This window comes from Paenibacillus sp. NPDC057967, assembly GCF_042887015.1.
In the GTDB taxonomy this organism is placed as follows: Bacteria; Bacillota; Bacilli; order Paenibacillales; family Paenibacillaceae; genus Pristimantibacillus.
In genome coordinates this window covers 386,568-407,865 of sequence record NZ_JBHVQB010000007.1, presented here as the reverse complement: position 1 = coordinate 407,865, position 21,298 = coordinate 386,568, and the positions used below count along the sequence as shown (strand labels likewise).

General features: G+C 46.0%; 12 protein-coding genes, 16 tRNA genes, 1 rRNA gene and 1 pseudogene. 29 read left to right on the top strand and 1 reads right to left on the bottom strand.

The genetic code is table 11. The features are described 5' to 3' along the window. The 24 genes and pseudogenes from ACFVSO_RS20320 to ACFVSO_RS20205 all read left to right on the top strand — a co-directional run. Nucleotides 1-94 (top strand): 23S ribosomal RNA (locus ACFVSO_RS20320); the annotation flags it as partial. A gap of 123 nt (nt 95-217) precedes the next feature. Then, nucleotides 218-293 (top strand) — tRNA-Asn (locus ACFVSO_RS20315). A gap of 3 nt (nt 294-296) precedes the next feature. Then, a tRNA-Ser gene (locus tag ACFVSO_RS20310) sits at nt 297-387 on the top strand. 4 nt (nt 388-391) lie between these two features. Next, a tRNA-Glu gene (locus ACFVSO_RS20305) sits at nt 392-466 on the top strand. A gap of 66 nt (nt 467-532) precedes the next feature. After that, nucleotides 533-608: transfer RNA gene (locus ACFVSO_RS20300), tRNA-Val, on the top strand. A 16-nt stretch (nt 609-624) separates the two neighbouring features. After that, nucleotides 625-701: transfer RNA gene (locus ACFVSO_RS20295), tRNA-Met, on the top strand. A 35-nt stretch (nt 702-736) separates the two neighbouring features. Continuing rightward, nucleotides 737-813, top strand: a tRNA-Asp gene (locus ACFVSO_RS20290). Between the two features lie 14 nt (nt 814-827). After that, nucleotides 828-903 (top strand) — tRNA-Phe (locus ACFVSO_RS20285). 19 nt (nt 904-922) lie between these two features. After that, nucleotides 923-998, top strand: a tRNA-Thr gene (locus ACFVSO_RS20280). Between the two features lie 3 nt (nt 999-1,001). Then, nucleotides 1,002-1,085: transfer RNA gene (locus tag ACFVSO_RS20275), tRNA-Tyr, on the top strand. Nucleotides 1,086-1,092: 7 nt separating this feature from the next. Next, a tRNA-Trp gene (locus tag ACFVSO_RS20270) sits at nt 1,093-1,166 on the top strand. Between the two features lie 20 nt (nt 1,167-1,186). Continuing rightward, nucleotides 1,187-1,262, top strand: a tRNA-His gene (locus ACFVSO_RS20265). Nucleotides 1,263-1,293: 31 nt separating this feature from the next. Next, a tRNA-Gln gene (locus ACFVSO_RS20260) sits at nt 1,294-1,368 on the top strand. 6 nt (nt 1,369-1,374) lie between these two features. Further along, nucleotides 1,375-1,449, top strand: a tRNA-Gly gene (locus tag ACFVSO_RS20255). A gap of 8 nt (nt 1,450-1,457) precedes the next feature. Beyond that, nucleotides 1,458-1,531 (top strand) — tRNA-Cys (locus tag ACFVSO_RS20250). Between the two features lie 14 nt (nt 1,532-1,545). Further along, nucleotides 1,546-1,622 (top strand) — tRNA-Arg (locus ACFVSO_RS20245). A 34-nt stretch (nt 1,623-1,656) separates the two neighbouring features. Then, nucleotides 1,657-1,738: transfer RNA gene (locus tag ACFVSO_RS20240), tRNA-Leu, on the top strand. A 385-nt stretch (nt 1,739-2,123) separates the two neighbouring features. Beyond that, a complete protein-coding gene (locus ACFVSO_RS20235; RefSeq protein ID WP_387476905.1) occupies nt 2,124-3,098 on the top strand; it encodes an ABC transporter substrate-binding protein in 975 nt (324 codons plus the stop codon). 22 nt (nt 3,099-3,120) lie between these two features. Further along, the gene (locus ACFVSO_RS20230) at nt 3,121-4,728 is read left to right on the top strand and encodes a helix-turn-helix domain-containing protein (RefSeq protein ID WP_387476903.1); all 1,608 of its coding nucleotides are present in this window, start codon (nt 3,121-3,123) and stop codon (nt 4,726-4,728) included. Between the two features lie 274 nt (nt 4,729-5,002). Further along, a complete protein-coding gene (locus ACFVSO_RS20225) occupies nt 5,003-6,970 on the top strand; it encodes a helix-turn-helix domain-containing protein (RefSeq protein WP_387476901.1) in 1,968 nt (655 codons plus the stop codon). 25 nt (nt 6,971-6,995) lie between these two features. Next, nucleotides 6,996-8,021: a FecCD family ABC transporter permease gene (locus ACFVSO_RS20220; RefSeq protein ID WP_387476899.1), complete on the top strand. Its 1,026-nt coding sequence runs from the start codon at nt 6,996-6,998 to the stop codon at nt 8,019-8,021. After that, a complete protein-coding gene (locus ACFVSO_RS20215) occupies nt 8,018-9,031 on the top strand; it encodes a FecCD family ABC transporter permease (RefSeq protein ID WP_387476897.1) in 1,014 nt (337 codons plus the stop codon). The genes ACFVSO_RS20220 and ACFVSO_RS20215 overlap by 4 nt, the downstream gene beginning before the upstream one ends. 9 nt (nt 9,032-9,040) lie before the next feature. Further along, nucleotides 9,041-9,898 (top strand): ABC transporter ATP-binding protein, encoded by an 858-nt coding sequence (locus ACFVSO_RS20210; RefSeq protein WP_387476895.1) that lies wholly within the window; start codon nt 9,041-9,043, stop codon nt 9,896-9,898. Continuing rightward, a pseudogene (locus ACFVSO_RS20205) lies at nt 9,895-11,388 on the top strand (ABC transporter ATP-binding protein); the annotation flags it as partial. The gene ACFVSO_RS20210 and the pseudogene ACFVSO_RS20205, both read left to right, overlap by 4 nt. Before the next feature lie 99 nt (nt 11,389-11,487). Here the strand turns inward: ACFVSO_RS20205 and ACFVSO_RS28860 are convergent. Further along, nucleotides 11,488-11,697, bottom strand: a complete 210-nt coding sequence (locus ACFVSO_RS28860) for a hypothetical protein (RefSeq protein WP_483875070.1) — start codon at nt 11,695-11,697, stop codon at nt 11,488-11,490. An 805-nt stretch (nt 11,698-12,502) separates the two neighbouring features. Between ACFVSO_RS28860 and ACFVSO_RS20200 the strand changes: the two genes are divergently transcribed. From ACFVSO_RS20200 to ACFVSO_RS20180, 5 genes are all read left to right on the top strand, one after another. After that, on the top strand, nt 12,503-12,952 hold the full coding sequence (locus tag ACFVSO_RS20200) for an SHOCT domain-containing protein (RefSeq protein ID WP_387476891.1): 450 nt from the start codon (nt 12,503-12,505) through the stop codon (nt 12,950-12,952). A 565-nt stretch (nt 12,953-13,517) separates the two neighbouring features. Beyond that, on the top strand, nt 13,518-14,228 hold the full coding sequence (locus tag ACFVSO_RS20195) for a LytR/AlgR family response regulator transcription factor (protein WP_387476889.1): 711 nt from the start codon (nt 13,518-13,520) through the stop codon (nt 14,226-14,228). Next, on the top strand, nt 14,225-15,547 hold the full coding sequence (locus tag ACFVSO_RS20190; RefSeq protein ID WP_387476887.1) for a sensor histidine kinase: 1,323 nt from the start codon (nt 14,225-14,227) through the stop codon (nt 15,545-15,547). Before ACFVSO_RS20195 ends, ACFVSO_RS20190 begins: the two co-directional genes overlap by 4 nt. Before the next feature lie 293 nt (nt 15,548-15,840). Then, complete coding sequence (locus ACFVSO_RS20185; RefSeq protein ID WP_387476885.1) at nt 15,841-18,729, top strand: glycoside hydrolase family 3 protein; 2,889 nt, start codon at nt 15,841-15,843, stop codon at nt 18,727-18,729. Between the two features lie 121 nt (nt 18,730-18,850). Next, nucleotides 18,851-21,298, top strand: coding sequence for a beta-glucosidase (locus ACFVSO_RS20180; RefSeq protein WP_387476883.1), 2,448 nt, complete (start codon nt 18,851-18,853; stop codon nt 21,296-21,298).

The window sequence follows — 21,298 nt, the reverse complement described above, 5'->3', positions numbered from 1 at the left end:
AGACCCCTTGAAGACGACGAGGTTGATAGGTTCGGGGTGGAAGCACAGCAATGTGTGGAGCTGACGAATACTAATCGGTCGAGGGCTTATCCTACTGCTAAGGATGATTCAACAGTTACTTTCGTATCCAGTTTTCAGGGTGCAAAACATCTTGAAATGCATGGTTGCGTCTTTTCTGAAGAGATTCAGGATGCGTGATCAGCGAAAAACGCCATATTCCCTGATAGCTCAGTTGGTAGAGCACTCGACTGTTAATCGAGTTGTCACAGGTTCGAGTCCTGTTCGGGGAGCCATACAGAGAGGTGTCCGAGTGGTCGAAGGAGCACGATTGGAAATCGTGTATACGTTAATCGCGTATCGAGGGTTCGAATCCCTTCCTCTCTGCCAGTAAGGCCCGTTGGTCAAGGGGTTAAGACACCTCCCTTTCACGGAGGTAACAGGGGTTCGAATCCCCTACGGGTCACCAACTTTTTTCAAAAAGGACTTGCAATCTTATAGAGATATGTGATAAGATATAAAAGTCGCTCAACATGGAGGATTAGCTCAGCTGGGAGAGCATCTGCCTTACAAGCAGAGGGTCGGCGGTTCGATCCCGTCATCCTCCACCATAATTGCTTTTAATGACGCGGGGTGGAGCAGCCCGGTAGCTCGTCGGGCTCATAACCCGAAGGCCGCAGGTTCAAATCCTGCCCCCGCAACCAAATTACCAACGGAGACATCCGGGTACATATGATGTGGAGCTGTGGTGTAGAGGCCTAACATGCCTGCCTGTCACGCAGGAGACCGCGGGTTCGAATCCCGTCAGCTCCGCCATTATAACATCATCAGGCTCGGTAGCTCAGTCGGTAGAGCAGAGGACTGAAAATCCTCGTGTCGGCGGTTCGATTCCGTCCCGAGCCACCATTTTTCAATAATTGAATATGCCGTTGTAGCTCAACTGGTAGAGCAACTGACTTGTAATCAGTAGGTTGGGGGTTCAAGTCCTCTCGACGGCACCACATGGAGGATTAGCGAAGTGGCCAAACGCGGGAGACTGTAAATCTCTTCCTTCGGGTTCGGTGGTTCAAATCCATCATCCTCCACCATTTACCTAGGGGCATAGTTTAAAGGTAGAACAAAGGTCTCCAAAACCTTTGGTGTGGGTTCAATTCCTGCTGCCCCTGCCAATTTCATAAGGTGTTCCATGGCGGTCGTGGCGAAGTGGTTAACGCATCGGTTTGTGGATCCGACATTCGGGGGTTCAATTCCCCTCGGTCGCCCCATTTACACCTTAATTGAAACTGAATATGTTGTTGGGGATTAGCCAAGCGGTAAGGCAACGGACTTTGACTCCGTCATTCTCAGGTTCGATCCCTGAATCCCCAGCCATTACATGCGGAAGTGGCTCAGCGGTAGAGCATCGCCTTGCCAAGGCGAGGGTCGCGGGTTCGATTCCCGTCTTCCGCTCCATTTTTTTTGGCGCCATAGCCAAGTGGTAAGGCAGAGCTCTGCAAAAGCTCTACCCCCAGTTCGAGTCTGGGTGGCGCCTCCACAACCCCATAGTGTGCGGCCTTAGCTCAGCTGGATAGAGCGTTTGACTACGAATCAAAAGGTCAGGAGTTCGAATCTCTTAGGCCGCGCCATTTTAATTTTAACAAAAGCAATCTTATATCATGTGCCGGTGTGGCGGAATGGCAGACGCGCGCGACTCAAAATCGTGAGGGAAACCGTGGAGGTTCGAGTCCTCTCACCGGCACCATACTAAACAACAAATGGTTCATTAGATATTATATCTAATGAGCTTTTTTTATGTTTTGATTACTCCACTCAGATACTTTTGAACTTAATCGTTCGATCATAAAGCAAAAGTGGGCTTGCATCTTCGATTCAAGCCTATGAATAGTTTGACGAACATGGATACGATTTAAGGGCTTTTCGCATAATTGGGAATTGCAGAGTGTTGCTCATAACTGTGTAGACGAAATCTTTGAACTGTAGTCAAGATAAGCATTCATGTTAGCCGTCGGACTTTTCGGACAGAAGACGACCAAATGGGATGCTATGTTGTCGGATTACTCCGTTGTTTAATGATTGAATAGAATTTATAATGATAATGATAATCGTTATTACTCGGGAGGAAGAACATGAAACGAATGGATCATCTTATTGTTAAACTAGGTGTTATTCTTAGTCTTATGGTGTGGATTGCCGGATGCACAGGGACCGGGCAGAATCAGTCCGTATCTGCTCCGGCTAAGACGAAGCCTGCAGTCGATATTACCGAGCCTGCAGAGCCTGCTACAAAAGTGTTCACGGATCCGACCGGCAGGGAAGTAGAGGTTCCCACCCATCCGCAACGGATTGTTTCTTTAGAATTTACAGGATATTTATCAGCACTAGGCATTAAACCGGTAGGAACGGCACCGCGTTTCTTCAATCCTCCATTCCTTGAATTGATGGACGGCGTGGAAGATATCGGATATCCGCCGAGCCTGGAGAAGTCGCTTGAACTTGAGCCGGATCTCATTATTGCAGCAAATTATTTGACGGCCGAACAGTTGGAGGCATTTGAGAAAATTGCACCGGTCGTTCTGCTTAAATGGTCGGAGACGAACAATATGAATCGCTTAACGGCGCTTGCAGACTTGCTGGACAGGCATGAGGAAGAGCGGGCTTGGCTTGAATCGTATCAACAGCTTGTGCAGCAGACGAAGGATCGTCTTTCGGACCATATCAAGCCCGGTGAAACGGCTTCCGTATTTTATGCATGGGGAACTTCCATTAACTTGCTGGCTCCACAGGTCATTTCCACTCTATTTGACGATATTGGATTCCAGCCGACGGAGAAGATGAAAGAACGGTTAAGTCAGGACAAAGACTTCGCATCGGAAACGATTTCGCGTGAGGTCGTGGCCGATTATGCTGCTGACCGGATATTCATTATTGCTGAGCAAACGTTTGGTACAGAGTTAGTAGAGGAGATGCAGAGAAGCGTGTTGAAAACATTGCCGGCATTCAAGGAGGGCAAAGTTTATGTGCTTGATCCGAACTGGTATAGCTTTGAACCGGTATTGTTGGAATGGCAGCTACAGAATGCCATCGAAGTATTGACCGAATAGAGACAAGTAAGGAGGCTTTCCGTTGCTAAGTGATCGGTTTGAAGACAAAATTATGGAATATCCGCTATACCGGATGAGAGAAATCAGAAGTTTTTCTTTAACCGCTGGGAGTTCCAGCGATCCCGAACTGCTTGAGGGGTGCTGTCTGATCGTCTGTTACGGAGGCAACGGCCGCCTGACACTAGATAGCAAAATGTATGCGCTGAAAGAAGGAGCGATTTTTATTGCTCCTTCTTTCTCGCTGATCACAATCCGAGCCGGAGAAGCAGAGCAGTTGCAAATGATGCTGGCCGCTTTTAACGAAGTCGGCACATTATCCGCTCCAATGGCTCGGTTCCCGTATGAAGGCTTCGCAGAGGCGCCTCCTGATGTGGAGGTAGCCGCCGAGTTGCAGGATTTGAAGGGAAATCAGCTTACGAAGGACCCGTTGGAGCAATTCGAGCGGCATGTGCGATTTGAGCGTTTACTGCTTGCCGTTCTGAAACATAACTATGCCTCCGACAAACACCACAAGAGTATACGGAAACTTGTGGAGGGAACTCTCGATTATATTCATGAACATTACAAAGACGTGCTGCGGATAGAAAACTTGGCTTGCTCATGTAATATCAGCAGCAGGCACTATACGAGAATATTTACTGAGCTGACGGACAAGAGTCCTGTCGATTACTTGACTGAGTTACGTATTCGCCAATCTGTCCGTCAGCTTGTCTCTTCAGGAGGCAAGCTGACGGATGTTGCACGGGGAGTCGGCTATGCCGATCCCGATTATTACAGCAAACGGTTCAAAGAAAAGACGGGCATGTCTCCATCGGGATATATGACGAATTGGCGTCATTCCCCGCGTATTATTGCACTGCAATGTGCTGGCGACTTGTTTGCGCTGGGTATCAAGCCTTTCGGGATCATGACGAATGGTCTTTTAGGTCCGTTCCGCAACTATATGAACGGAGTCCAGACCTTGGATCACGCTTTCGAGACGGTCGCCGGAACAATCGCTTCCATGAAGCCGGATCTGATTGTGGCAGGCGATTATATGAGTGCCGAACTGATCGATATATTGTCCAAAATATCGCCCACCGTTACCGTGGAGTGGGAGGGTATCGGTCCGTTTTATCATTTAAATATGCTTAGCCAAATATTAGGCAGGGAGAAGGAGAAACGGCAGTGGCTGGAGCGATATGAATTAAGAAGAGAAGAGGTGTCCCGAAAGCTCGCAGCATTGAGTCAGAACTGGCCCCGGGAAACAGCGGCTGTCTTTTATATGTGGAAGGATGAAATCAGGGTATTTGCACCGAATATCTTCCCAACATTTTATGAGGTGCTTGGTTATGAAATGCCATCCTGGTTTCAGAACTGGAGCGCGGAGGATAAGCGGCGGGGCTCCATGCCGGTCCAATTCGAGGCGTTTCTTGCATTTGCAGCTGATTCTATATTCATCATTGTTCAGGATGAGACTGCACTCGAAACGTTAAACCGACTGAAAATGGCATACAAGGACGTTTTGCCCGCGATTACCCAGAACAAGATTCATTCTCTTGAGTCCGATTGGTACAGCATAGACGCAACTTCTTTATATTGGCAATTGCAATCAGTGGTATCTCATACTAAACAACAAATGCCTCATTAGATATCATATCTAATGAGCCTTTTTTATTTGGATACAAAACCTTACTCCTAGCATTAGCCGATGATATCTTCGACTTGTACTCCAAATGAGCATAAACAATAACTTCGATTGAAATCAGACTTTAAAGATGATGAAAAGCATAACGTCCGTTATTTGCTCCCCAATGTCACTTAATGATGATATACTTACGTAATGCATTATGATATTGATAATCAAAATCAATTTATGGATGTTTTATAAAATAGAAAAAAGTGGGATAAGGGAGTGCGGATACATGCACGATGAAGCAGAGGCAAGCCAGGTATTTACACCGGAGATGATCGATACGATGGCCAGCATTTGGACACGTTCGATCATTACATTAATAGATGTACGCTTTCAGAATGTAGCGTCCCAATACCCGTTGGAGCAATATAAAATGCCTAGCAGCATGCTTATCTATACATATGGAGGAGAAGCGCAAATTCAACTGAATGAAACCATATTTGGAATGGAACGCTTCGCTTTAGTTCACGGAGGGAAAGGAAGCTTGCTCAGTATTTCGCCAAATGGGGAGCCTGTGAAGACCTTTATGGTGTTTTATAAAGCAGAATTACCTGTTTTTTTCAAGAAGAGCCTGAAGCAATTACTGGAGCAAGTGAATCCATTTGTTCAACAGTTTGGTTATACGCCAAGCAATCCTATATTGCTGCTCGATTGGTTTCAACAGATGATGAATGGCTGGAACCGCGGCAAGGCGATGGATAAGCTGCAGGCCAAAAGCTTTCTATATCAATTGATTCATGGGGTGTACAGAGAGTTTGAGCGTGGTGAGATTCGGTATCTCCAGCCAGACCCGGCCTGTACTGCCAAGTTATATCTCAATAAACATTACAGGGAGCCGGTTATGTTTCAAGAAATTGCTGATATGTTTGGGATTAGCGGCGGGCAATTGACGCGGCTGTTCAAAAAGAAGGAAGGGATGAGCTTACAGGAGTACCTCATTCAGAGAAGGATTGAAGCTGCTTGTCATGACTTGAAGCATACAGAAGCAACCATTAAAGAGATCGCAACAGGATCTGGTTTTGCAGATGAGAAAAACCTGTTTCGGATGTTTAAGAAGTATTGCAAGATGACGCCAAGTGATTATCGGAAAATAAACGCACTATCCATGCAGGTTGATGGTATTGATAATGATTCTCATTTTCTTTACAATGAGAGGGAACTAGCGGGTCTAGTCAAGTCTTATAGAGAAGAGGAATCAAGCATGTTTGGACAAGTAAGAAGTAAAGAAATGATCTTGGCGGCGGCGATGAGCATGATGCTGCTGTTGTCGGCTTGTACGTCGGGGACGCCAGCGAATAACGGAGGAACGGTGAATCCTGTGCCTGCGCAGACACAACAGACGACACAACCGGAAACATCGGAGACGAAAGCTTCAGAAGTCTCGCAGACCAGAACGATATCCACAGTAAAGGGTGATGTTGAGGTGCCTAACAACCCTCAGCGTGTTATAGTTGATTATTTGATTGGTGATGTGGTGGCTCTAGGTGTAACTCCTCTAGGTGTGGCGAGAGTGGCAAGGGGCGAGAAAGAGGCTGTTTTTGCTAACCAGATTACAACCTCCACTAAAATAGCTATGGAGCCGGAAGATGTCATGACTCTAGAGCCAGATCTGATCATTTTAGCATGGGGTGATGAAAATTATGAAGATTTATCTAAAATTGCACCTACCATTTATGTCCCTTATGGTGATATGACTACAGAAGAGCGGATACATTTTATTGGCAATGTTTTGAACAAGCAGGAAGAGGCTAAGGCTGTTTTGAATACTTATTCCGAAAAAATCGAAGAAGCGAAGCAAGCCTTGCAGAATGCAGGTCTTTCAGACGTGACGGTTACTATGGGAGAATACAGCGATAAAAGTAACTACATCGCTGGAGCCAAGCATGCGGTTGGCGAACTCGTTTATAATCAACTTCAAATGAAGGCACCATCAAAAGTTCAAACTGATATTATTGACGCAGATAAATATTGGGGAGAAATCTCTATGGAGGTCTTGGCCGCTTACATAGGAGATTATGTGCTCTCCTTAGGGGATACGGAAGTTCCTGTTGATAATCCGATTTGGAAATCGGTACCTTCTGTGCAGCATAATCGGATTATAACGGTTGATAACACGTTATCTTGGTCCACGGATATCATTACTTCCAGTGCCTTGATTGATCATATTGTCAATCACTTGCTGGCATTAGCTAAATAAGTGTTTTAACGGAAAGGAAAAGGCGATGAAAAACAAGCCTGAACAAAAACCCCGTGGGGCGATAAACTTCACCATGTACATGGTGGTAGGGCTTGGATTAACGGTTCTCATGTCGGCGGCGTCGATTATCTTCGGCGCCGCCGACATGAGGTTAGCGACGGTATGGGAGGCTATTTTCCGATTTGATCCAACGCTCACTGATCATCAAGTTATTCAAACCCTGCGTCTTCCGCGTACTGTAGCCGATCTGATCGTCGGGTGCAGTCTTGCGGTATGCGGTGCCATCATGCAGGGGACAACGCGCAATCCGCTGGCCGACTCCGGGCTAATGGGGATCAGCTCTGGGGCAGCATTCGCGATTGCGCTTTGCCTGGCCTTTCTGCCGGGTTATTCATACGGGCAGATGATGCTGTTTGCTTGTTTGGGAGCAGCGCTCGCGACAGGGATGACCTACTTCATCGCGTCACTGGGCAAGCGAGGGATGACGCCCCAGCGGCTGGTACTGGCAGGACTGTCCATCTCTATGCTGTTTGGCGCACTCAGTCAGTATCTGGCGATCAATTACAACCTGGGTCGAGCATTGGCATTCTGGACGGCAGGCAGTACAGCGGGGACCAAGTGGGGGGAATTGCTGATTATCTCTCCGCTATTTGTTGGTGGTGTACTGCTGGCGTTGGCGCTATCTCCTTCCGTTACACTGCTCAGTTTGGGGGATGATGTGGCAAGCGGACTCGGTATTCGCAGCGGACTGGTCAAGGGGTTATCGACGATTATTGTGCTCGTGCTGACTGGATTGGCTGTAGTCGTGGTTGGCCCGGTCGGTTTTGTTGGTCTGATTACCCCGCATATTGTGCGATATATGGTCGGTGTCGACTATCGCTACATTATTCCGGCTGCTGCGCTATATGGTGCGTTGCTGACCGTATCGGCCGATCTGATAGGCCGCTTGATCAATAAGCCGTTCGAAACACCGATTGGCATTATATTTTCTATCATTGGTGTGCCGTACTTTCTCTTCCTGGCTCGCAGACAAAGGAGGGAATTTGAATGATCAAGCAGCGTTATACGGTGCAACGAGGCATCATCGTCAATGTAGTGCTTATGGTGCTCATCCTTATGTTTGCTGTCATTAGCATGAATTCTGGCAAGATGAATCTTTCACCGCTAGAAGTGTTGAACGTTCTCCTGGGAAATGGTACCGACAAGCAAAATCTGATCGTGTTCGATTTTCGCCTGCCACGAATCGTACTGTCGATCTTGGTAGGAGTGGGAATGGGAGCGGCTGGGGTCGTGATGCAGAGCTTGCTGCGCAATGACATGGCGAGTCCGGGGACACTGGGGATTAGTTCGGGATCGGGATTGTTTGTCCTGTTCTTCGTCGTATTCATCGCATCGACAGGAAAGAGCTCCTTTATTGCCCTGCCACTGCTGGCCTTTGTTGGAGGACTGTTGGCGGCGGGATTGATCTTCTTATTATCGTATCGCCGCGGGCGAGACATCTCGCCAATCGGCTTGATCTTAACCGGGGTCGCGCTCGGAAGCGGGTATGGGGCGCTGACCACCTTCCTGACACTCAAGCTGGATGATTCGCAGATGAACTTCATGCTGCACTGGCTGGCGGGGAGCTTATGGGGCGATAATTGGAGTTATATTTCTGTACTGGCACCATGGGTGTTGATTTTACTCGGCTATATTTTCTACAAAGCTCGCATGCTGAACACCCTCCATCTGGGCAATCAGACGGCAGAAGGGCTGGGTCTTGCCGTGAGGCGGCAGTTTTTGGGGTTGTCGATCGCTGCTGTTGCTTTATCCTCTGGCAGTGTTGCCGTGGGCGGAAGCTTCTTCTTCGTTGGCTTGATCGCTCCGCATTTGGCAAGAAAACTGGTCGGGCCCGATCACAAATTGCTCGTTCCGGCTGCCAGTCTGGCCGGGGGATTAGTCGTGGTGCTGGCTGACACGATTACGCGAACGGTTAGCCTGGCGGGAGATGTGCCGACGGGAATCGTCATTACGGTCATCAGTGTTCCGTATTTTCTTTATTTACTAGCGAAGGTCAAATAGGAGGACGTCATGGAAAGTATTACAGCGCAACAAATCGATATTGCCTATAATGACACGCTTATCGTAAAAGAACTGGATTTGCAGATTCCGCGTGGACAGATTACCTCGATTATTGGTCCCAATGGATGCGGCAAATCAACCGTACTAAAGGCAGTCGGGCGTCTGCTCAAGACGAAGCATGGCACGGTTTATCTGAATGGTGCCGATATCCGCACCTTGCCCACCAAGGAAGTGGCCAAGCAGATGGCGATTCTGCCGCAGACGCCAACCGCACCGAGCGGTTTGACGGTCGGTCAATTAGTCGCTTATGGGCGTTTTCCTCATCAACGGGGCTTCGGCAAGCTCTCCAAAGAGGATAAACAAGTAGTCGCCTGGGCCCTATCGGTTACACAGCTTACAGCGCTTGAGCACCGTGAGGTCGATACGCTATCTGGCGGCCAGCGTCAGCGCGTATGGATTGCGATGGCGCTCGCTCAGCAGACCGATCTGATCCTGCTGGATGAACCCACCACCTATCTGGACCTGGCGCATCAGCTTGAAGTGCTGGAGCTGCTCTATGAACTGAATCGCAGTCAGCAGGTGACGATTGTGATGGTGCTGCATGACCTGAATCTGGCAGCGCGCTTCTCCGACTATATGGTAGCAATTCGTGAGGGCCAGGTGATGGAGCATGGCTCGGCAGAGCAAGTAATGACAGTACGGACGCTGCGTGAGGTGTTTGCCATTGATGCCGAGATTATGCTGGAACCGCGAACGGGGCGACCGGTGTATGTGACGTACGAGATATTGCGTGATAAGCGCAGAGAACAAGGAGCGGATCAAGGATTCCTAAAAACTAAGGAACAGAAGGAGGCGGTTGCCACATGAAAACCGCATGGCGTGTCCTGCTGGGCGCACGGAAATATTGGTTGCAGCTAGGCATTGGATTTGCCGGTGTCTTGATAGCCATAATTGCCGGGTTTTATTTGCCCTGGGCGCTCCGCTCGCTGACACAATTAGCGACCGAAGGCAGCAGTCAGTTTGCCGCAGAAGCGCTGAAGATTGGTTTGTTGCTGCTTGGAGCCACCTGTCTGCAGGCCATCGGAACATCACTTTCAGGATATATGAACCACTACGCCGCACTTCACTATGTGGCGGATTTACGAACAAGATTGTATAGCAAATATCAGCAGATGAGCTTGCGCTATTTCCATCGAAACAGGACGGGTGACTTGACAGGGCGCGTTGTGAATGATGCGATGGAAGCGGAAATTTTCATTGCCCATGCCATTCCTGAATTTATCATCAACGGACTGACCTTTATCGGAGTAGGCATCCTGCTCTTGACGATCAATGTAAAGCTGGCACTGATCAGCCTGATCACGATTCCGTTGCTGCTTGCGATCACGGTGTGGCAAAGCAAGCGCTTGTCGCCGCTGTGGGGAGAGAATTCCAAGGCGCGGGGAGAAATCGCTGGCAAGGTGCAGGAAAACTTGTCGGGCATGAAGGAAATCCAAATTTTCAATCGGCAGGAGGAGGAGCGGGGCAACATTTCTCGTCTGGCTGTGAAACATACGAAGACCTATTTGCGCGCCAGTCTGTTCTATGAAACCTCTGTGCCGTTGTTGGCATTTGTGACCGCGCTGGGTACCGTGCTTGTCGTGATACTGGGCGGCAGATTGATGGCAACTAACGAGGTAAGCATTGCTGATATCATCGGATTCATCGCTTACCTGGGTATGTTTTATCAACCGGTAAAGTCCTTTTCCGGCTTGGTGGAAATGGCCGGTCGAGCCTCCGCTGGTCTTAAACGGGTATATGAGGTGCTGGAAGAAGAGGAGGACGTACAGGAGAAGCTAAACGCAGTCCGTTTGCCGCGTGTACAAGGACAGATCTCCTTTCAAGATGTCACATTCGCTTATCAAGATGGTACGCCTGTACTAGAGGGACTGAACCTGACCATTGAACCTGGAAAGACGGTGGCGCTTGTAGGCACAACCGGCGTAGGAAAGACGACATGGGCCAGTCTCGTTAACCGATTCTACGACCCGCAGGCCGGTTCGATTCGAGTGGATGGCATCGATATTCGTGATGTGACAATCTCCAGCCTGCGTGACAATATCTCGATGGTGCTGCAGGATACCTTCCTGTTTGATGGCTCGGTGTATGACAATATCGCTTATGGCTGGAAGGATGCGACCTCGCAAGATGTGATCGCTGCAGCGAAAGCGGCTAAAGCGCATGATTTTATAGCACAGATGGAGCAAGGCTACGATACGGTGATTGGTGAACGGGGTGTGCGTCTGTCCGGAGGGCAGAAACAGCGGCTCTCGATAGCACGGGCAATTTTGCGCAATGCACCGATCCTCATTCTGGATGAAGCGACATCGGCGCTTGATACCAAGACCGAGCAAGAGATTCAGCAGGCTCTGGACGACATATCCAAGGATCGCACAACACTGGTGATTGCTCATCGGCTATCGACCATCCGTCATGCCGACCAGATCGTCGTGCTGGAGGGTACAGAGATTGCCGAGAGGGGTACGCATGAGGAACTGATTCACAGCGGCGGCATTTATGCACGATTGTATGCGACGCAAGCCTCTTGACCGTAACGAAGAGGACTGAATGATATAATCTAACGATTGTGACAGATTGCCTTGAGAATCGAAATCGACAAGCAGCACTTTTTTTCCTTCATTAAATAAAGCGAAAGCTAGATTGTAGGCAGTAGAGGTTTTGTTGTTCCTCCTTTTTGGTTTGCAATGGTGATGACGGTCGTCTTGTACATAGTTATTACCCTTCCTGGAGCATCGCTCCGTCTAAACATGGCTTCTTATAGGTTATTGCCGCGAGCCCTTACGGGATTTAATTTCTCTTATTTGACCTGGATTCCACTCGTTTCCGAATTGCCGAGGCGACTCAAAATCGAACAGGGAGACCCGTGGAGGTTCGAGTCTCCCACCGGTACCGATAGTTCATTAGAGATGTTCTCTATTGGGCATTTTCTCATAATAAATAGTTTTTATTTCCGGCCTATGCTTTTTTATGGGTTTATCAAGAACATGTTGTGTAAGAGTTTTAAATGTGAATAAGGGTAAAGCTATGCCTAAAAAATGAAACTCATAGGATATAAAAACTTATATATCAAATTGATTGTATGAATATTTTAGTGTTTATAAATTACAATTGAAAAACATGCAGAACATTGGTAAAGTATGTGTATACGCTGCTTGCAGCAAAAAACCAACGGTGGTATGTAAGCATTATAGAAGTCTAATTCCTTATAAAGGAAATCCATTAAACAGTAGTAAATTATTGTTCTATGTGTTTTTGCTCTTAAAAACCAAAAATGAGAAGAAGAGCTCTTTAATATCTAATGCTAGCAGAATTACATAAGGATAAATAAGGGTTCAAATATGGAGCAAACTATGCCCAGTTCTGTGCGGTGGATGACTTGGAAATACAATTATAAAATAAGGAGAGATACGAATGAATAAACCAATCGCAAAATTTAAGGGTTCATCGGGAGTAGCATTTCTTTACGAAGACAGGGTAGTTATTCAAGGATCTAAACTTATTGGTAATCATGGTGATAAAACAATTTTTTTACAGCATCTTAGCGGGGTAACCGTAAGAAAAGCCTCTGTGATTTCTGGTTCCGGGGTTATTCATTTTAGTACGGGCAGTTCTGAAATGAAAAATGCATTCAAAAGTGTAAGAGATGAGAATGCTCTTCTTATTTCACCATTTGGTGGAAAAAAAGCTTCTGAGTTCAAAGCACTTGTCGAAAAGCAAATGGCTATTGTCCATTCAAAGCCGAATGGTGTTACTTCGCTTTCCACGGCTGACGAAATAAAGAAATACAAAGAACTACTAGAATCTGATATTATCACCCAAGAAGAATTTGATGCAAAGAAAAAGCAATTATTAGGATTGTAAGGAGTCTATGCTAGGCAAAAACAGACAAGTCGAGTAAAGCGTGATAATCATTTGCGTACATAAGGATGAAGGGAAAAGAATACCAAAGATAGTTCATTAGAGATATACTCTAATGAGCTTTTTTTATATGGTGAGGGCTCTGCTCATCGTAAATCTATTGCTGATCATTTCATCCTGCTTACTTCACAATGGCAAGCTCGCTCCTCCCTTAACGAGCTCAGCAGTTCATTAACTTCCTCGATGATGAACGAGTTGGTGCATGTTATAATTTACTGGATCTTAAATGTCCTAAAATGATTTGAGGTACATTCGCTAGATGCGGAGTTCTGGCATAACAAGAATACAATAGGGATATTTTTAAAATGTTAATAGGTGACCGGTTGCTTCACATGCTCTTTCAGATGCTTGTTCGTCCTGTATAGCATGAAGCATTGCTCTAAGTCGCACGGCAAGCACCTGCTTATCCACTATGCCTTTGCGGTTAATACCTCTATACTGAGTTTAAGAGAGCTCAGGATATCAAAGATGAACTAGCGAGGAGAAATTACCTGAGGAGGCCTAATGATTGATACGAGTAGCAATCGTTGAAGACGAGAGTATATACCAAACCAAATTGACCGAATATCTTAAAAGGCTTGAGAAAGAAATTGGCGAAGCCATGGACATAGAGATATACTCGGATGGCGACGAAATCGTTGAAAATTATAAAGCGCAATTTGATATGATTCTAATGGATGTACAAATGCGTTTTATGAACGGGATGTCTGCCGCAGAAGAAATTCGGAAATTGGATTCCGAAGTCATTATTGTTTTTATAACCAATATGGCGCAATATGCGATCAAAGGCTATGAGGTGGATGCGTTAGATTATATTTTGAAACCCGTAAACTATTTTTCCTTTTCCCAGCGTTTGAAGCGAGCGATCGAAAGAATGAAGAGAAGAGAAGTACGTTATATTACGATACGGGCAAAAAGCGGAGTGACGCGTCTGAAAATTTCTGATGTGTACTATGTGGAAAGCCAAGGCCATGATCTTATTTTTTGTACGAATAAAGGAGAATTTATAGCAACCGGCACAGTGAAGGAGCTGGAGATTCAATTAGCTGACTTTCATTTCTTTCGCGGGCATAAGGGATTTTTGATTAATCTGGAGCATGTAGAAGGAATCTACGATAATTATGCTCTGGTCAATGGAGAAAAGCTGTTTATAAGCCGCAGAAAGCGAAAGACTTTTATGGAAGCGTTATCCCAGTATTGGGGTGAGGTCATGAAATGAATGATATTCTCCCGGATATACCGAGACTTTATACGGCATTAGCGGAGTGGTTGGCCTGCATCGTATTTATCTTAGTTTTAAAAAGAAGGCTGTCTGGCTGGAAGCTCGTTGCCTTTAGCGGTGCTGCGCTGGTTGTACAGTCCGTTTTTTTGGTAGCAACCAAAGATTTGCCAATAGTATTTTGGATTCCGTGTATGATCATAGCAATTGGATTGATATTTATACATATTTATACCTGCTGTGCTGTAACTGCTCTTGAAGCAGGCTATTATACCGTAAGGGCATTTGTTGCAGCAGAGTTAATCGCATCGTTGGAGTGGCAAGTGAATTTCTTTTTTATGAACGAGAGGAATAGTGACTTGGCAGTAGAACTGCTCCTATTAGTATCCGTATATGGCATTTCCTTTTTGCTGTATTGGCTGCTTGAAAGACGCCATATACTGGTTGAAGGGAAATTAAATATTCGGCAGCGTGAATTATGGTCAACGGTGTTGATAGGAGCGGCGGTTTTCGGTATTAGCAATCTAAGCTTTGTTACAGCGCATACGCCTTTCAGCGGGCAATATACCAAGGAAATTATCAATATCCGAACTTTAGTTGATCTAGGCGGATTCACAATCCTATTTGCTTACCATATCCTGCTTAAGGAATTAAGGATAAGTCATGAATTAAAGGCCGTGCAATACATTCTTCAAAATCAATATATACAGTACCAGCAATCCAAAGAAAGTATAGAAATGATTAATTATAAGTACCACGATTTGAAAAATCAGATCATTGCGCTTCGAGCGGAAGAAGATCCAGATAAGCGAAATGCATATTTGACGCAGATAGAAAATGAAATCAAACATTATGAAGCACAGAATAGGACAGGCCACCATGTGCTGGACACGTTGCTTGCAAGTAAACATATGTATGGCATGAAGTACGGAATTACGTTCACATGTGTAGCGGACGGTTCTTTGCTAAGCGGTATGGATGTGATCGATATCTGTACCATCTTCGGCAATGCTTTGGACAACGCAATCGAATATGAGCAACAAATAGAAGATGAAGAGAAAAGATTAATACATGTTTCTCTATTTGCCCAGAAAGGTTTTATGATGATTCGCTTTGAAAATTATTATGAAGGCGAGCTTCAGTTAGAAGAGGGGTTACCGGCTTCGACCAAACAGGATGCATACCATCATGGTTATGGGCTCAAGAGTATTCGATATGCGGTACAGAAGTATGGCGGAGTCGTACATGTGACTCAGAAAGATAATTGGTTTGAGCTGCAGATTCTGATGCCGTTATTGAATAGCAAGGAAGAGAAATGAGTTGAATGGGCTTGGGTATGCTAAATAGCAGACCCGGGCCTTATTTATTGTCTCTCGTTAATCCGAACCATTTTTTAGGGGATGAAAAGCAGTTTATGAAGGAATACGTACCGTTTGTGCAAGAAGGGCTGGACAACTTTATTCGTATGCTAAGATAGCTTGGAATTAGGATAAGAGGCTAGAAGTGGGGAGTGCGCTTTTTTATTTCATCAAAGTGTGGTGATGGCCGGGGGAGTTTCACAAGACAGAAATACATCTACTGCAGCTCACATGAAACTAGGGAGGAATTTCGAATGTTGGAGATTAACATTCAAGACGTAATCAATATCTTAAATCTTATGAAGTGGTACTTGATTGGGTTTGGCATTATACTGCTTATTGCTCTTATCCTGATAATAGCCGTAAAAAAACTCTCAAAGCATAAAAAATATATGGTGCGAAGTCAGTCGGGCATCGCGGTATTCGTTGCATTTGTAACGATTGCGAATTTGGTCTGTTTTGGTCCTATGTCCACCATGCTTACCCTGGCCAGTGGCAGAGGCACAATTAGCGAAGAAGCAGGAGCACGAGCGGAAGCGCTGAGTGAAGAAATTGCAGCAGAGGGTATTGTCTTGCTTGCCAATGAGAATAGTCTGCTGCCGCTTGAAAGCGGTTCAAATATTAATGTGTTCGGATGGTCATCTACCAATCCTGTCTACGGAGGCACGGGATCAGGAGCGCTTTCTGGCGTGCATCCTACCGTATCTTTGCTCGACGGTCTAACGAGTGCAGGATTTAATCTCAACACAGAGCTTACCGAATTTTATACCGGGTATAGAGATAAACGTCCGGTAGTAGGTATGTTTGAGCAGGATTGGACCTTACCGGAACCGCCTGTAGCGAATTACTCGGCTGAAATGATAAATAAGGCGAAAGCGTTTTCTGATACAGCGGTAGTAGTGGTTTCTCGCATAGGAGGAGAAGGCGCGGATATCCCTACAGATATGAGCAAAATTACATACCATAATAATTCTGATTCCTACGGTGATTTTGAGGATGGGGAACATTATCTGGAGCTAAGCAGAAGCGAACGCAACCTGATTGATTTGGTCACATCCAACTTTGACAAGGTTGTCGTCGTTTATAACGGAGCGAATGCGTTTGAGCTTGGCTTCACCGAGGAGTACAAGCAAATCAAGAGTATACTCTGGACACCAGGAGCAGGCCAAACCGGATTCAATGCTCTGGGTAAGGTTATAAGCGGCGTTGTCAATCCGTCCGGGAAAACTTCGGATACGTTTGTTTATGACTTGACTTCGACCCCTACCTATCAAAACATGGGGCATTTTGAATTCAAAAATGCAGATGAGTTTAAACTGGAGTCGAAATATACAAGCGGTCTCCCAACCTTTGTGAATTATGTGGAAGGCATCTATGTGGGGTACCGTTTCTACGAAACGGCTGCTGAAGAAGGGTTAATTGATTATGACCATACGGTGCTGTACCCGTTCGGCTATGGCAAGTCCTATACAACGTTCAAACAGGAAATGCGCGGCATGCAAGAAGATGGGCAAGGCAATGTTACGGTAGAAGTGACGGTTACCAATACGGGTACCGCAGCAGGCAAGGAAGTCGTGGAGCTTTATTATACACCGCCATATACCAATGGGGGGATTGAAAAGGCGGCAGTCAATCTGGTTGCCTTTGATAAAACGGATTTACTGGAAGCGGGAGCTTCCCAGAACATCTTACTGTCTTTCAAAAAGGAAGATATCGCTTCCTATGATACGTATGGTACAGGGGCATGGGTATTGGAGAAGGGGGATTATCGCATTTCTCTAAGATCCGACTCGCATACCATCATAGATGAACAGACCTTAACTATAGATGAGACTATTGTTTATGGGGAAGACAACAAGCGAAGCAGCGATCATGTCGCAGCCGTTAATCAGTTCGACTTTGCTGAAGGAGATATTGCTTATTTATCTCGTCAAGATAATTTTGCGAATTATAAGGAGGCAATCGCAGCTCCTGTATCCATGAACATGAGTGAAAATGCAAAGGCGAATTTCAAGAATGATACCAACTATAACCCGGCTGATTACAATAATGACGCCGATGTTATGCCTGTCACTGGGGCCGATAATGGGGTGAAACTGGTTGAAATGAGAGGGCTGTCCTATGACGATGAAGCGTGGGAGCCTTTGTTGGATCAGTTGACGATCAATGAAATGGTATCGCTCATCGCGTACGGAGGGTATCAAACATCAGCGGCAAAATCGGTAGGAAAGGTCGCTACGACTGACCTGGATGGACCTGCTTCCATCAATAACAATTTTACAGGCATCGGTTCAATTGGATTTCCTTCCGCTGTCTTAATGTCGAACAGCTGGAATGAAGACATGGCGATGGCCTTTGGGGAAAGCATAGGAGAAATGGCAGAGGATATGGGCGTATCCGGATGGTATGCACCCGCAATGAACATGCATCGGTCGGCCTTTGCAGGACGCAACTTTGAATATTATTCCGAGGACGGATTCCTTTCTGGAAAAATGGCAGCTAATGCTGTAAAAGGTGCAAGTAAATATGGCGTGTATACGTACCTCAAGCATTTTGCGCTTAATGATCAGGAAATTAATCGATTTAGCATGCTCACAACATGGTCTAATGAGCAGGCTATACGCGAGATTTATCTAAAGCCTTTTGAAATGGCCGTAAAAGAAGGAAAGTCAACAGCCATCATGTCGGCTTATAACTATATCGGTTCAGAATGGGCGGGAGCTTCGAGCGCTCTGCTGAACACGGTTCTGCGTGATGAATGGGGATTCAGAGGCATGGTTATAACGGATTATTTTGTAGGGTTTGGTTATATGGATGCAGACCTGTTTATTCGGAATGGCGGAGATTTCTCGCTGATTCCGTATGAAAATGGCGGAAATGTGGTTGATGATACGGAAAGCGCTACTTCTGTACTGGCCATGCGTCAGGCTTCTAAAAACATTCTATACACGGTAGTCAATAGCCGTGCCTATAGTGAGAATGCCCTTGCTCAGGGTATGCCTGCATGGAAAGTGGCTGCGATTATTATAAATATTGTGGCAGCATGCATCTTCATTCTTATGGAGCTGCTGACTTTCAGAAAGTACCGGAGAATCTCCAACAAAATGATTGAATCACAAAAGACAGAAGATGTCCTAGTGTAACGGTCAGACCAGGATTGCTAGCAGAAACAACATGAATATAAAAAGGGTAATAGAGCAGTCTAACAGTCTGTTATAGACTCGGACTGCTCTATTCCTAAACCTATGGAGTGAAACTGAAACGATGAAATACGGAGAAATCATACAAAAGATGACGTTGGAGGAGAAGGCCTCTTTAATGTCAGGAAAAGACTTCTGGCAAACCAAAAATATCGAACGACTGGGCATTCCAAGCATTTTTCTCGCCGATGGGCCGCATGGCATCAGGAAGCAAGCCGCCGCCGCAGATCATCTTGGACTGAATGAAAGTATTCCAGCCACTTGTTTTCCGACAGCTGCAACAGTGGCCAATAGCTGGAATATAGAATTGGGTGAGAGAATCGGACAGTATCTCGGTGCAGAGGCTGTATCGCAAAAAGTGAATGTCTTGCTGGGACCAGGAATTAATATGAAGCGCAATCCTTTAGCGGGAAGAAATTTCGAGTATTTTAGCGAAGATCCTTATCTTGCTGGTAAAATGGCCGCCGGCTACATTCGAGGTATTCAATCTCATGGGATTGCTGCCTGTGTGAAGCATTTTGCTGTCAATAATCAGGAAGAAAGACGGATGGTCATCGATACCGTAGTCGATGAAAGAACATTAAGAGAAATCTACTTAACAGCCTTTGAAATAGCTATAAAAGAAGGCGAAAGCAAAACGGTCATGTCTGCTTACAATCGATTAAATGGCGACTATACGAATGAAAGCTTGCATCTCATGAGGGAGATTTTGCGGAGTGAATGGAATTTCGACGGTGTTGTCGTCACGGACTGGGGCGGAAGCAATGAGCGTGTAGCAGGACTGCTTGCCGGTAATGAACTTGAAATGCCGACTACTAACGGTGAGACCAATGAGGAAATTATTCAAGCGATCAAAAGCGGAAGAATAAAAGAAGAAGTGTTAGATGAGTGCGTAGACAGATTGCTGGAGCTTATTTTTACAACAGAGGCAGCATTCCAAAGCCCTCCTAAAGGGACTGACATGCGAGAGCATCACAAGGCCGCGCAGGAGGCCGCTGAAGAATCCATTGTATTGCTTAAGAATGAAGGAAATATATTACCGCTGACACCGAACAATAAGGTTGCCATTATTGGAGAATTTGCTAGAGAACCACGATACCAAGGAGCAGGATCCTCCATCGTAAACCCGGCCATTTTGGAAAATACACTCGATGGTCTAAAGGAATCGGGGCTCTTCAGTATCGGGTTTGAAGCGGGTTTTGAACGATACGGAAAAAAGAGTCGCAAAAAAATCGACAGGGCGTGTGCGCTTGCCAAAGAAGCTGACACCGTTCTCCTATATATAGGTTTGGACGAAGCAACTGAAGCTGAAGGCTTAGACCGGCAGGATATGAAGCTTCCACAGAACCAGATTGAGCTTATAGAAGCTTTGTATCAAGTGAATCCCAATATTGTCGCGGTTCTTTCTTGCGGGGCTGCTGTGGAAATGCCATGGATTCATAAGGTAAAAGGGTTGGTACACGGCTATCTGGCAGGACAAGCAGGAGCAAAAGCCATACTAAGGGTATTGACCGGCCAAGTAAATCCTTCCGGGAAGCTGGCGGAAACCTACCCGCTTAACTATGAGGATACCCCTTCGTTTCATCATTTTCCCGGCAAAGAAAACAGCGTAGAGTACCGGGAAGGATTGTATATGGGCTATCGTTATTTCGATACCAATGAAGTAGAAGTACGATTCCCTTTCGGGTTCGGACTTAGTTACACCACCTTTGAGTATTCTGGAATGGAGGTCAATAAGGAGGGCGTAACCTTTAACATTACGAATAGCGGGGACAGGCCGGGAATGGAGATCGCTCAGCTCTATGTGAGGTGCAGATCCAAAGATATCTTTAGGCCCAAAAAAGAATTAAAAGGATTTGTTAAGATACCCATTAATCCAGGTGAGACTAAGACCGTCCACATCCCTTTTGATGATAAAACCTTCCGTTACTTTAATATCAAGAGCAATCGTTGGGAAGTTGAGGCTGCTGATTATAATATTATGATCGGCGCATCAAGCGCTGATATCCGATTGAGAGATGTCGTTAGCATAGAAGGTACGGGAGCCCCTCTTCCGTACGATAAAACGAAACTACCATCCTATTATTCCGGCAAAGCAAATGATGTAAGCCAAGAGGAATTTGAAAATTTGCTGGGGGTTAAGGTGCCGGAAGCCAAATGGGATCGAACACAGCCACTTGGCTATAATGATACGATTGCCCAGTGCCAGTATGCGAGGGGAATAGCGGCAAGATTTGCTTTTAAGCTCATCCATTTCTCGCATTGGTTTCTTAAGAAAATAGGGAAGAGAAGTACTGCTAATCTGATTATCATGTCGGTCTATCATATGCCCTTTCGGGGTGTCGCGAGAATGACTGGCGGCGTCATCAATATGCGTATGCTGGACGGCATTCTGATGATGGTCAATGGTCAGTTTATTAGAGGTCTGCGTCATGTCATGCGGGAGAAGAGGAAGAAGGCAAGGCTCTCAAAGACGAACCAAAACCTGCAGCAGACGGGGAAGGAGGCTTGA

Bases quoted from the DNA above. Each gene is read 5' to 3' on its own strand.
- ACFVSO_RS20235 (WP_387476905.1), top strand. From the start codon at position 2,124: ATGAAACGAATGGATCATCTTATTGTTAAACTAGGTGTTATTCTTAGT.
- ACFVSO_RS20225 (WP_387476901.1), top strand. From the start codon at position 5,003: ATGCACGATGAAGCAGAGGCAAGCCAGGTATTTACACCGGAGATGATC.
- ACFVSO_RS20220 (WP_387476899.1), top strand. From the start codon at position 6,996: ATGAAAAACAAGCCTGAACAAAAACCCCGTGGGGCGATAAACTTCACC.
- ACFVSO_RS20215 (WP_387476897.1), top strand. From the start codon at position 8,018: ATGATCAAGCAGCGTTATACGGTGCAACGAGGCATCATCGTCAATGTA.
- ACFVSO_RS20210 (WP_387476895.1), top strand. From the start codon at position 9,041: ATGGAAAGTATTACAGCGCAACAAATCGATATTGCCTATAATGACACG.
- ACFVSO_RS20200 (WP_387476891.1), top strand. From the start codon at position 12,503: ATGAATAAACCAATCGCAAAATTTAAGGGTTCATCGGGAGTAGCATTT.
- ACFVSO_RS20190 (WP_387476887.1), top strand. From the start codon at position 14,225: ATGAATGATATTCTCCCGGATATACCGAGACTTTATACGGCATTAGCG.
- ACFVSO_RS20185 (WP_387476885.1), top strand. From the start codon at position 15,841: ATGTTGGAGATTAACATTCAAGACGTAATCAATATCTTAAATCTTATG.
- ACFVSO_RS20180 (WP_387476883.1), top strand. From the start codon at position 18,851: ATGAAATACGGAGAAATCATACAAAAGATGACGTTGGAGGAGAAGGCC.